Origin of the sequence: Amycolatopsis roodepoortensis, assembly GCF_024628825.1 — a bacterium.
GTDB classification, from domain to species: Bacteria; Actinomycetota; Actinomycetes; order Mycobacteriales; family Pseudonocardiaceae; genus Amycolatopsis; species Amycolatopsis roodepoortensis.
In genome coordinates this window covers 218,383-230,611 of sequence record NZ_CP102415.1, presented here as the reverse complement: position 1 = coordinate 230,611, position 12,229 = coordinate 218,383, and the positions used below count along the sequence as shown (strand labels likewise).

At 68.0% G+C, this 12,229-nt stretch carries 13 protein-coding genes; all 13 read left to right on the top strand.

Features of this window, described 5'->3' with window-relative positions:
• The first annotated feature begins 90 nt into the window (after positions 1-90).
• The 13 genes from NQK81_RS01010 to NQK81_RS00950 all read left to right on the top strand — a co-directional run bounded on the left by NQK81_RS01010 (position 91) and on the right by NQK81_RS00950 (position 11,733).
• Positions 91-915, top strand: coding sequence for an alpha/beta fold hydrolase (locus NQK81_RS01010; RefSeq protein ID WP_257486594.1), 825 nt, complete (start codon positions 91-93; stop codon positions 913-915).
• Positions 916-964: 49 nt separating this feature from the next.
• Positions 965-1,264, top strand: a complete 300-nt coding sequence (locus NQK81_RS01005; protein ID WP_257486593.1) for a hypothetical protein — start codon at positions 965-967, stop codon at positions 1,262-1,264.
• Positions 1,261-2,127, top strand: coding sequence for a hypothetical protein (locus NQK81_RS01000; RefSeq protein ID WP_257486592.1), 867 nt, complete (start codon positions 1,261-1,263; stop codon positions 2,125-2,127). The genes NQK81_RS01005 and NQK81_RS01000 overlap by 4 nt, the downstream gene beginning before the upstream one ends.
• On the top strand, positions 2,124-2,522 hold the full coding sequence (locus NQK81_RS00995) for a hypothetical protein (RefSeq protein WP_257486591.1): 399 nt from the start codon (positions 2,124-2,126) through the stop codon (positions 2,520-2,522). The genes NQK81_RS01000 and NQK81_RS00995 overlap by 4 nt, the downstream gene beginning before the upstream one ends.
• A gap of 348 nt (positions 2,523-2,870) precedes the next feature.
• Entirely contained in the window at positions 2,871-4,790 is a 1,920-nt protein-coding gene (locus tag NQK81_RS00990) for a S53 family peptidase (protein ID WP_257486590.1), read from the top strand.
• A gap of 92 nt (positions 4,791-4,882) precedes the next feature.
• Complete coding sequence (locus NQK81_RS00985) at positions 4,883-5,869, top strand: L,D-transpeptidase (protein ID WP_257486589.1); 987 nt, start codon at positions 4,883-4,885, stop codon at positions 5,867-5,869.
• 38 nt (positions 5,870-5,907) lie between these two features.
• The gene (locus NQK81_RS00980; RefSeq protein ID WP_257486588.1) at positions 5,908-6,603 is read left to right on the top strand and encodes a hypothetical protein; all 696 of its coding nucleotides are present in this window, start codon (positions 5,908-5,910) and stop codon (positions 6,601-6,603) included.
• A 194-nt stretch (positions 6,604-6,797) separates the two neighbouring features.
• Complete coding sequence (locus NQK81_RS00975; RefSeq protein WP_257486587.1) at positions 6,798-7,412, top strand: type 2 periplasmic-binding domain-containing protein; 615 nt, start codon at positions 6,798-6,800, stop codon at positions 7,410-7,412.
• 322 nt (positions 7,413-7,734) lie between these two features.
• Complete coding sequence (locus NQK81_RS00970; RefSeq protein ID WP_257486586.1) at positions 7,735-8,445, top strand: hypothetical protein; 711 nt, start codon at positions 7,735-7,737, stop codon at positions 8,443-8,445.
• Positions 8,442-8,708, top strand: coding sequence for a hypothetical protein (locus NQK81_RS00965; protein WP_257486585.1), 267 nt, complete (start codon positions 8,442-8,444; stop codon positions 8,706-8,708). The genes NQK81_RS00970 and NQK81_RS00965 overlap by 4 nt, the downstream gene beginning before the upstream one ends.
• Before the next feature lie 21 nt (positions 8,709-8,729).
• The gene (locus NQK81_RS00960; protein ID WP_257486584.1) at positions 8,730-9,248 is read left to right on the top strand and encodes a hypothetical protein; all 519 of its coding nucleotides are present in this window, start codon (positions 8,730-8,732) and stop codon (positions 9,246-9,248) included.
• Positions 9,232-10,326: an aminotransferase class I/II-fold pyridoxal phosphate-dependent enzyme gene (locus tag NQK81_RS00955; protein ID WP_257486583.1), complete on the top strand. Its 1,095-nt coding sequence runs from the start codon at positions 9,232-9,234 to the stop codon at positions 10,324-10,326. Before NQK81_RS00960 ends, NQK81_RS00955 begins: the two co-directional genes overlap by 17 nt.
• Positions 10,327-10,635: 309 nt before the next feature.
• The gene (locus tag NQK81_RS00950) at positions 10,636-11,733 is read left to right on the top strand and encodes a DUF6545 domain-containing protein (protein WP_257486582.1); all 1,098 of its coding nucleotides are present in this window, start codon (positions 10,636-10,638) and stop codon (positions 11,731-11,733) included.
• The last annotated feature ends 496 nt before the right edge of the window (positions 11,734-12,229 follow it).

Here is a 12,229-nt window from a genome sequence, read left to right as displayed (position 1 = left end):
CGCGCACCCGCGCCGGCTCGATCGACCCTGGCCGCTGTCCGGCAATGACCGGCCGCGGCTAGAGACGGCCAGCGTTACGAAGGGGAAGGCATGCGCTCGAATCTGATTGACAGGCACATGGTGACCAGCGCGGACGGCACGCCGATCATGGTCCACCGTGTCGGGGACGGCCCCGATGTCGTCCTCGTCCACGGCGGGATGGACAGCTCGGTGAGCTGGATGCCGGTCGCGTCCTCGCTCGCCCGCCGGGGATATCGGTGCTGGCTGCCGCAACGGCGGCGCGCCGATGCCGGTGAGGGCTACTCACTGGATCGTGAGATCGGCGATCTGGCCGCGGTGTTCGAGCTCGTCGACGGGGCCGCGCGGATCGTCGGGCACTCCTATGGTGCCCTGATCGTCCTCCGTGCTCTCCTGCGTACTCCGGCGCTGCCGGTTGCGGCCGCCGTGCTCTACGAGCCGCCGCTGACCGCGGGCGGTCCGATCGTCGGTGATTTGCTCGCCCCCATCGCCGCCGCCGCTGCGACCGGAGATCACGCCGCCGCGCTACTCATGTACCTGCGAGATGTCGCCGGCCTCACGCCGGAAGCCGCCCAACGACAGGCCGGGAAAGCCTGGCTGCAGAGCCAGGTTCCGGCGCTGCTGCGCGAAATCGAGGTTGCCGACCGTCTCGTGTGGACACCGGGGACCTACGCCGCGATCGCCGTGCCGACGATGTTGCTGCTCGGCGAGCGCTCAGCTCCGCACCCCAATCGCGACTCCACCCTCGCGCTCGCGCAGACCCTTCCGGCCAGCCGGGTGGTGCGCATGCGGCGGCACGGACACCTGGCTCATCGCCGGGACCCTTCCTATGTCGCCGGCCTGATCCGCTCCTATCTCGCCGATCACGCGCATCCCGAAGCCACGGGAGCGGCGTGACCACAGCCCCGATGCCGCAGATCAACCCATCCGATCGAGGAGGACCACGATGACCGACTCCGCCCCGCCCGCCGCCCCGCTTCTCGTTCTCGTCCGGGACGAAGAATCCGGCTGGGCGCACGTCGCCCGCCAGCCGCACGACCCGCACGCGACGCCGAAGTTCACCGGATTTCTGCACACCACCACCAAAGACGAACTCGTCTCCGCCATGCGCACGGCCGGTTACAGCGTCTTCGCCACCTACGCGATCGATCCGGACACGACCAACTACTGGTTCGCTCCCTCCTCGCCGCCGACGCCCCCAGGCCAGCCACTGCCGGTCGCGCATCCGTCGAGGGCCGCGGCATGACCAGCCTCGCCTCCGCCGCGCCGACCGAACCGTGGTGGGAAAGCACTCCGGATGCCCGCCGATTGGTGCTGCACCTGGGTGAGCGCAGCGCCACCGTGCCGGTCCAGATCACCGCCATGCTGCTGAAGCAGCACCAGCCCCGGAGTGACGCCGCCGCCGATGTCCTGCGGATGGACGCCCACGTGCGGGACCTGGAGCAGCGGGCGGCCGACAGAGCAGCCGCCGACATCGCCGAATACGCGCGGCTACGACGGCTCCTGGTGCAATTAGGCCGAAGCTGGTTCGCGCGCACTCGCCGCGCCGAGGTGCGAGCGGAGTCCGAGAAGGCACGCGACAGCTATCTCGACGCGTGCAGGATCCATGCGGAAACCCTTGCCATGAAAAGGGCACTGCGAGCCTTTGTGATCGCGATGGAGCCCCAGGAGGGACTGCTCGCCGAAGCGGCGGCCGGATGGGCACGCTCCCCCGCCGTACCCGCCGGAGTAGCGGTGTTCGAGGAGGTTTCCTACTTTCTGAGCGATACCCGCCGGGACGCGGCGCCGGACGGGCCTGCGGGCACCATCGCGGGCGAGGACTACGGCGAGCTGTGGCGACGCGAGGGCGACGACCCGATCGAGCAGCCGCTCGCACGGGCGGGATGCTGGCAAGTGGGCTACATCGCACGGACACACGAGATCTACGCCGTCCGGCGCTGCAGTACGGAGTCCCGCGAGGTCTGGCTACTGGGGCGGGGATTCACCGCCGCGCGAGCGCATGACCTGCTGGCTCCCCTGATGGCGCGGATGCAGGAGCCGAACTCACTGATCCTGGTCGCGGAAGAGGTCGTCAGCGCGGCACACCCCCATCCCGGAGGCGACGCATGAAACCCCGGACCGGCCTGGCCCTCGCGCTCGCCGCGACCGCAGCTTTTCTGATCGCCTGCAGCGGCGACGCCCCCGGGCCGTCCCCGCCACCCACCACCGGATGGGTGAACCCAGCCCCCGCCGACCGGCCCGGACCACAGATCGTCGTCGACGGCACCGCCACTTGGCGCACCGACCACATCGGATGCGCGGAGATGGTCACCGACCACGGGCAGAAACTCCGGCTCGTCGGCCAGGTCGCGACCGACCACGAACGCGCCGTATTCGAAGGCGCCCCCGCGCAGGAACGCGTCCGCATCACCGGCTATACCTTCGACCCACTGGCCAACGCGACCGTGTGCGGATCAGGAATCCCTTTCGTTGCCGAAAAGGTGGAATCACGCCCGATCCGATAAGCAAAAGCCCTATTCGATAATTCGTGGACCCGTCTGTCACTCGGTCCTCGAACGCTTTACCCTGCCCGAAAACTCGCAATAACATGCAGTAAGAAATTCTTTTCGGAATTGGTTGACAGATCATTTGGCGGTTGTGCAGAGTGAGTCGTGAACCGGGAAACCCCAGTTCACAGGCCAGCAGGGGAGACGCTGGCTGCACATCGGAACGCGAGTGGCCCACACGGGAAATAAAGCTGAAGCCAGCCTTCGGCATTGCGTCTATTAAACTCTTCCTCGTCCCGTGAATTGATGGCCGCCTCGCACTATTCCGGCGTGTTGCATACGCCAACCGAGTAACGGGGGCAACACATGGCAGTACGACCATCTCGCGCAGTCGGCGTGATCGCCGGATGCGCGGCGCTCGCCGGGATCGCGGCCGCGACACCCGCGATCGCCACGACCGGCCAGGCCAGCAACCGGGTCGCCGTCGCGGGCAGCACGCCGGCCTGGGCCACACCGGCCGCCAAGATCGGCGGCACCGACGGCGGCGCCCAGCGCCACGTTCAGGTCGCGCTGGCCCTGCGCGACCAGACCGGCGCCGCGCGGCTGGCGACGGCGATCAGCACGCCCGGCTCACCGCAGTACCGCAAGACGCTGACTGCCGAACAGTTCACCGATCGATTCGCGGCGACCAACGACACTGTCGACAAGGTCCGCGGCTGGCTGCAGAAGCAGGGCGTCCGCATCACCGAGGTGTCGGCGAACCGGCACTTCATCGAGGCGGTCGCCGACACCTCCACCCTGGAAAAAGCTTTCGGCGCCAAGCTTTCCACCTACAAGCACCGCGGAAAGCACGGCAAGGTCGAGTACCTGGTCGCCCCGGAGTCCGCGATCACCCTGCCCGCCTCGCTTCGTGATGCGGTGACCGCGGTGCTCGGACTGGACGACTCCGAGAAGACCATCACTCCGCAGCGGGTGGATCGCCGCGCACCGGCGGCACAGGCCGCGGCCGGGACCGGCTGCGCGACGTACTGGGGCCAGACCGTCAACACCAGCGTGCCCCGCAAGTATCCCGATCAGTCCAATGAAATCTGCGGCTACAACAGCGCGCAAACGCGGGGTCTATACGGGCTGACACCCGCGCAGACCGGCGCGGGCACCAACATCGGCATCGTCGCCGCCTACAACGGCGACCGCACCTTCGCCGACGCCAACCGCGCGGCCGCGAAGTTCGGCTCGACGCCGCTGGCGCCCGGCCAGTACACCGTGAAGCTGCCCGACGGCGGATTCAACCCGGACCCCGCCTGCGAGCCCGACGGGTGGGCCGGTGAACAGGCCCTCGACGTGCAGGCCGCGCACACCATCGCCCCCGCGGCGAAGATCACCTACTACGCCGGGCGGGACTGCCGCGGTCTCTACACCGCGCTCAACAAGGCCGTCGCGGATAACGAAGTCGGGATCATCACCAACTCGTGGGGCTACAACGGTGACGAGACGACCGCGTCGCCCGCAGCCCGGCAGCTGATGGATTCCATCGGCGTCCAGGCCGCCATCCAAGGTCAGTCGATCTTGTTCTCCTCCGGCGACGCGGGCGACCTTTCCGGTGTGACCGGCGGAAAGCAGTCGGCGACCTTCCCTGCCTCTCACCCGTGGGTCACCGCCGTCGGCGGCACCTCGGCCGCGATCGACGGCGCGGGCAAGAAACTCTGGGACACCGGCTGGACCTCTACCGGGCTGGTCCAGTCCGGTGACCGCTATGTCCCGACCCAGGACAGGGATGGGCCGTTCGCGGGCGGTGCCGGCGGTGGCGTGTCCCAGGTGTTCGAGCGTCCGGAGTACCAGGCGGGCAAGGTGTCCAGTACCCGCCGAGCGGTTCCCGACATCGCCGCCTTGGCCGATGCCTACACCGGTTTCGCCGTGGGACACACCGTTCCCGGCCACGGCTACGTCGAATACGCCTCGGGAGGCACCAGCCTCGCCTCGCCGCTGCTGGCGGGCATGATCGCCGCCTCCGCGCAGGCCGCGGGCACCGATCGGCTCGGGTTCGTGAACCCCGCGATCTACGACCTCGCGGGAACGCCGGCGATCTCGGACGTCACGCACCGCGACGGAGGGGTCTGGACTGACCGGCTGGGCTCCTACGGCGGAGTCTCGGTTCCCCCAGGGCAGGGCAGCTACCTCGTGGACTTCGACCAGAAACCCCAGTCACTGCAAAGCGGCCCCGGCTGGGACCCGCTGACCGGCGTCGGCACGCCGGCCGCCGGTTTCCCCGCCGCGCTCAGCAAGTAGCCCCGGTTCGTGCCGTGGCGGCGCCCCGCGCAGGAACGCGCCGCCACGGCACCCCGGCCACATCCCAGCAACCTCAGGGAAAGGAGGCTCCGATGGACAAGGACGGCGACCAGACCCCGCGGCCGAGTCAGGCCGGACACGAGCAGGACGCCTCGCTCGGCCCGAACACCCCACCGGGACGGCGCGGCTCGACGGAGCCGCCCTCGAGCGCACGGAACCGCCGTGCCGGGCTGGCCGCGATCGCGGGGCTGGCCGCCGTCGCCATCGCATTGGCCGCCGCGATCACCTTTACCTCGGGTGAGTCGACGGCGAAGGTCGCCACCCTGCCAGCCGGCTCCGAGGCTCAGCCCGCACCGGAGGTCGAGCAGATCGTGGCACCGCAGGAGGTCAGCGCGCAGAGCCTCGCCGGACTTCCCCAGGCCACGACCTTCACCACCATTTCCGGTGCACCACATGACCCCGCGCCCAGTGCGCGCACCTCGGGCCGGATCATCCACCCCATCGCCACGATCGCGGTGTACGCGCAGCCCGGCGGGCCGCCGATCGCGGCGCTCCCCGCGCAGCAGACATTCGGCGAGCTGAGGACCGAAACGAAGGTCCCCGTGATCACCGAGGAACCCGGCTGGGCACAGGTCCTGCTTCCCAGCCGTCCCAACGGATCCACCGGCTGGGTATCCCTCGACGACCCGGCCGTCACCATCGAACGCAGCAAGCACCGCCTCGTCGTCGACCGTGCTCACTTCACCCTGACGCTGTTCGAGCAGGACCGCCACATCGGGGTATGGACGGTCGGCATCGGCAGGCCGGGCGCGATCACCCCGGCGGGCCGAACCTTCATCCTGTCGTCCATTTTGGACACCAGCCCGAAAGCGTTCAGCCCTGTCGTCCTGCCGCTCGGGTCGCATTCGGACACCTACTCCAGCTATGGCGGCGGTCCGGGGACTGTCGGCCTTCATTCCTGGCCCACCCCAGCGGTTTTCGGGCGGGCCTCCTCAGACGGCTGCGTCCGCGTTCCCGCCGACGCACTCGACGTGATCTCCCGGACCGTGCCCCTGGGCAGCCTCGTGGAGATCACGTGACCACCCGCATTCACTTCACTCAGTCAAGGGGGGACCACGTGGTCCACACACTCGATCGACCTGCCACCCGCCGGGCGCTCGTGACCGCCGGCATCGGCGGCATCCTCGCCGCAGGTGTCATCGGCGTCACCGCCTCCACCACCGCACCGCACGCCGCCGCAGCCGGATCCACCGCGTTCGGAGTCAGGGCAACCGGGAACGAGAACAAGGCCGCCAACAGCGGCTCCCTCTCCGGGATGTCGTTCTCCGCGTCGGGAATCTCGACCGAGACACGGCCCGGGTACGCCAAGGCGACCATCGGCAGCTTGACCGTCGGCGGCAAGGCACTCGGCTCGGTAACCGCGACCTGCGAGCAAGGGGTCACCAAGGTCAACTTCTCCGGCAGCGCCCAGAACACGAAGTTCTTCCAGGTCGTCCCCGGAAAGGGCGGCGGCCCCAGCGTCGTCGGCGTCACGGTCACCATCTCCGACGCCAAGGGCAAGAAGAGCCAGACCGTGGCCGCCGCCGGAGTGAGCTGCGACAAGGCGACGACCCCGCCGACCACACAGCCGCCGACCGGCACACCAGGCCCGACCGGCACGCCGGCCCCCACGGGCAAGCCCACCGGCAAGCCTGGCACCCCGAAGCCGGGGACCGGCAAGCCAGGACCGAGCAAGCCGGGAACGGGCAAGGCACCGGAGAAGGACGCCACGCCGGTCCCGCCGCGACCGGGCCACCACGCGGTGACCGGGTGATACCCGCCGGGGCAGCGCCCGCCAGCGCTGCCCCGGCGCCTCTTACCCGCTCCAGCGGCCAGACTCGGCCACCTCGCGGGCGTGCCGACCCGCCTGGAACGGACAACAACCCGAGGGGAAAACACCGGGTTTCCCTTCTACCCCAACACAAACGGACTACGACGCGGCTTTTCGCCGCATCTTGGAGGAGAAACGTGAACTCGACGACCACCACAACCGCCCGCGGGCGGATCGCGCTGACCGCACTCGCGCTCGGCGCACTCGTCGCGGGCGGGGCCGCCGTGACCACCGGCACCGCCAATGCCGCACCCGCCGGGGCCATCAGCGTCGACGGCAACTGGGAGCCGGGCTCCGCACACGCCAGACTCAAGCTCGCCCCCGACGCGGACGTCGGCCCCGTCCCCGGCGGCCTCGCGGGAAGCGACGTTCCCGCGATCGCCCCGGACGGCACCGAGATCCGCGGCCTGCAGTCCGACCCGTGGTCGGGCCTGGCGCACCGCCGCGGCGACAACCAGGCCATGCGATCCACGGGCGGGGTCCAGGCACAGGGCGGGTCCTACGTCGACATCCTCGCCAACGGCGCCCGGCTGCGCGCGTCGGTCCCGAGCGGACGGGTGCTGGCCTACGGCTACCGCAACTCGACCGCCTTCGTCGGATGCAAGATTCCGCAGGGCCCCTACACGTGGGGCTGGATGAGTCTTTACACCTCGGGCGGATGGCGAAGCGGCTGGATGCGCAGCGACCTGTGGGAGGTCGAGCAGTCCACCGGCCCCGGTGGCGGTGGCACCGGTTACGTCCCGTGGTGCTGAACCGGCTCCCGAGCTGATCAAGATCCCGGGGGCGGCTTGGCCACCGTGGGAGACCAGGTAGTCAAGCCGCCCCCGCCCGGCGCGGCGGCACAGACCGCCACCGGCAGGTTTCCGCGCTGCCTCATCCAGCACTCCGCCCAGGAGGTACACAGTGATCATCAGTGCGCGCACTGGTCCTGCCGTGCGCGGCCCGTTCCATCGAACCCGCCACCGCGCTCCGCTGACGTGGTCACGGCATATGCGTCACCTCGCTTTCGCCTCGTTCCGGCACGCGCAGGGATCTCAGGCTCTGCAGGTCCACTTTGTCCAGAGCTATCTGCGAGTGACACACGAAAGCGGAACGCCCGCATCGGTGCCGCCGCTGCAGCGAATCCTCGACCACGCGGCCAAGTTGGCCGTCCCTGGCGGACACCTGGTCGTCGATCCCGCACTCGCACGGGCGCAATTCCTCTTCTGGTCGCGCAACATCTGGGACATCGCCCGGTCGATCCTGGTAGCCGACCCGCAACTCCTGCCCGACCGTAGTGAGCTCGACGAGCGCGCCGCCGCCGCCGGTGCCCTTCCGGGCATGAGCAGCTTCAGTGACGAGGAGCTCGACAGCCTCGCGGGCGCATTCCGGGTCTACCGCACCTCCAGTCCGGAGACCCTGACGGCGGAAACCGTGGTGCACAAGCACTTCGTTCCCCGGTTGCTGGAGGTCGAACTCGGCTTCCAGGGACACGGAGACCGATACCCGGAACGTCCCCGGACCGACGGCGGTGACCCGCACGGGAGCCGGTTCCTGCAGCACTGCACCACCGCGCACACGCGGTTCGCCGAGTCGAGACCGTCCATCACAGATCAGGTCTACCGGCTCGTGTGCCTCAGCCTCGACCGCCGGGAGGACGCGGCCGCCAACGATCCCGTCGCGCACCGCTACCGGCAACTGATCGCCGCCTACAACCGCCACCATCCCGGCGCCGCGCTGCCACGGCTGCACGTTCCCGACCGGGAGTTTCCCGCCCATCCCCTCAACGACAAGGACAACCGATGACCCTCATGGCCAGGATCCTCTCCGGCGCGCTAATGCTCGTCGCGACGGCCACGACCACGGCTGCCCTGGCCGCGGGCCCGTCCGACGCGGCCACCGCGCCCGCCCTGCCCGACGGCGTCACCGCCCACCACCAGGTGATCGACGAGAACGAACCGCCGGCTAGCCCCGCCGGCACCTTCGACCCATTCGGCACGCGCATCACCACCGCCCCGCATGCCGCTGTCCCCGGCCTGTTCGTCCGGGTGACCAGCCTCGCCGCCTGACAGAACCCCTTGGGAGACAGCATGAGCACCCAGACGCAGCACCGCCTGCACACCACCACCAACCCGATGGCCGACTACGCGGCCGGCCCGCAACGCCAGCAACTCGCGCCCGCCGTGCACTCCGGGATCGCACCGATCGACGCCCTGTCCTCCGGAGTCGTGCGCATGCCCGGCTATCACCACGCGCTGCCGCACCTGCACGCGTACTCGGAGATCACCATCTTCGTCGCCTACGGCCTGGTCGCCTCACTCGTCGGAGACGAACTCGAACACACCTTCGTCCACTCCCCGCACTCGATCATGACCATCGGGAAAGGCGTGCCGCACATCGGCGTGAACCTCTCCGCCGAAGTCGCGATGGTCTTCGAGGCACGGACCGACCCGGACTTCAACACCGACGTCGAACGAATTCCCCGCCTGGACACCCTCGCCGAGGCCCGGGTCGCGCAGGTCCAGAACGACTATCGCAACGGCCGGTTCCACGACCAGCTGCAAACTGCCTCCTGGAGCACGGCGGTGTGGAATGTCCACCACAGCTGACGTCCCCGCCCCCCACTACAGCGGACCACGGCGCATCGGCGGAATCACGAGGCTGGCCGCCAACGAACTGCCCCACCCGCCGCCCTCGCCGGTCCGCGCGGCCGTCGCCGACAACGTCCAGCTCAACCGCTACCCCGACCCCGCCTGCACCGAGCTGATCGCCGCACTGGCCAAGCATCTGCGCGCGACACCGGAGCAGATCATGCTGGGCGCGGGCGCCTCCGCCATCCTCCACAGGCTGATCCAGATCGCATGCACGGAACCGGACCACGCGGTGCTGTGGACCAGCCCGGCATTCGCGGCCTTCGACGTCTTCGCCCGCCAGGCCGGTGCCCGTGCCCAACGAGTGCCGCACGCCGGCGGCGAGACGCTCGACCTCGACGCGATGCTCGCCGCGATCACCCCGTCCACGCGCGTTGTCGTCGTCGTCAACCCCCACAACCCGACTGGCGCCATCGCCCGCCAAAAGGACCTGCGCGCGTTCCTCAACCAGGTCCCCAACGACGTTCTCGTCGTTCTCGACGAGGCATACAGGGAATTCGTCACCGACCCGCACGTCGTCGACGGCGCCGAACTGGCGCAGGCCCGGTGGGCCGCCGGGCAGGAGAACGTCGTCGTGGTCCGGACCTTCTCCAAAGCCTTCGGACTCGCCGCGACCCGGATCGGATACGGCATCGCGCCTGTCCCACTGGCTCGGGCGATCCGCGACGCCTCGGTGCCACGCGAGATCGGAGCCGCCGCTCAGAGCGGAGCAATCGCCGCCCTCACACACCAGCACGCCATGCGCCACAACGTCGCCCGGGTCACCGCCGAGCGCACGCGTCTACTGACCGAGCTGCGCCGGATCGGATACGCCCCCAGCGAATCTCAAGGCAACTTCGTCTGGCTGCCGCTCGCCGAGGACTCCGGGAGATTCGCGGCGCACTGCTACGACGACGGCGTCCTCGTACTCGACATCGCAGACCACGGCGTACGCGTCACCGTCGGCAGTCCGTCGGACAACGACGCCTTCCTGCGGGCCGCGCACACCTGGGTCACCGGTCACGGACATATCCTCAACGCTCCCTCCACCTTGTGACCACGGAACAGAAACAGAACCTTCCGCACCCGCTTGGTTTTTTAAGCCGCAGCGTGTTTCCGTTAATTCCGTCGAGCGGCGCACAGCTGGTCCACAAAAACTGGTAGCAGTACTTGGCAGAAAGAAGACGGCTATGGGACGTCATCGTAGGCCTCGCAACGAGCCGGGTTTCGAACTCTTCGCTCGCATCACCGGCTCACGTCAGCGCGGCCGCCATCGACGAGGGCGCCAGGCGTCCGGTTCATTTCTTGCGGCATTACACGCACTACTTCGGGCAGGCTTGCCGGAACGAATCTGGCGGGCAGCGACATGAGCAAGGCGTGGTCGAACATGACAGCACGGTGCGAACACCTTATTCAGGCCTTGGAGATACCATACCCGTTCGACCTCTCAATCTTCGTGGAAATGTCATCCAAGACGCTTGGTAGGCGAATCGAGCTCATTCCAGCACGAATTGCAATGAATCAGCTCTGCGGGTTACTGATCAGCACAACCGATGTCGACCACATCTACTTTTCCGAAGACTTGCCGCCTTTCCAATCACGACACACTGTGGTACATGAGGTCGGACACCTTCTACTTGGCCATAGAGGTCTTGAAAGTGACGGCCGTCACTTTGAGCTCGTCGCAGAAAGCAACGCTTTGCGGATGCTGTTGCCCACACTGTCGCCAACACTCGTCCAGCGGATACTTGGCCACGCCAGCTACGCCGCCGCAGAGGAGCGTGAGGCCGAACTATTCGCCTCCCTTGTACTTTCGCGGTCAGACACCAGTCAGACCGACCTTGGCAGCCACGCCTTGAATCTCAGTTCGACCGGGACGTCCGGCTTCGGCCGACGATTCCGCCTTGACCATCTGTCGGCGCGCACTTGGGCAGAGCGTGCGACCAGGCAACTAACCCCGCTGTGGAAACAAGTGACCTCCCAGGTGCCGAACGTAGTGCTCGGCAATCTTCCTAGCGGGCACCTCACCCTCACCGACGGTGCAATGTACCAGCTCTATCGCAGAGTTCTGGAAATCCTCGACGCTCAGCTAACGCTTAGATCCTTCATCCCGCCCAACATCGCCGACTTGGCATTGGAGGTCGCGGCCGAGCGAAGTCATGACCTTGTCGAGTCGGACGTGCTTCTGGCGGCCGCGGAGATCGCTGCCTCCTTGGACGGCCACCGTGCTGGGAGCAGCAATCCAATAGAGGACAGTAACGCCGTCGTACCCCGGCGCAACTATTCAGCGTCGGACTTGTTCGCCGAAGCGCACTGGCTGGTCCGTGTCGCCACTGCAGTACAGCGCGACCCCGACATCTCTCTCATCCGACACCGAGCGAACGCGGTCTCCGCGCAGGGGTACAACGTCGAAGCTCGACGGTCGGCAAGCATGGACGGGCACCAATCCAACCAGGCAATGTAAGTACCCGGCGGTTGTTGACACGCGGTTCCGTTAAATCTGGCTTGCGACACCACCGAGAGAGAAGTGGCGGCCTTCGCGGGTGCGCCGTAATGGATCAGCCCGCCAGCGAGCTCGGTCGCAGGCACGTGCGCTATGAGGAACTCTGATCTGCAAGCTGGATCGAGAGCACAGTTCGTCAGTCCACACGGGGGGTCTCGTTGATATCAGGTGCCATCGCGCCCGTAGGCCACGACCGCTCGTCCTCGAGCGTTGACATCGCGGGGCCAGAAGGATTCGACCGCATCGCGTTCACCGCACCTTTCATTCTCATCGACAGCGAGAACACCGGCGTGGCCACAGCGCGATCCTTACGAGATGCGCGCACCTACGCGGATTCGCGGCCGGATGTGAGAACGATTGCTGGAACACTTCGTGCCCAACTTTTCGCAGTTGACATTGATCCGAAGGACTGCGATGCCCGGGCTGAGGCGGGCGAAGCGCTCACCGATCTCCTCGC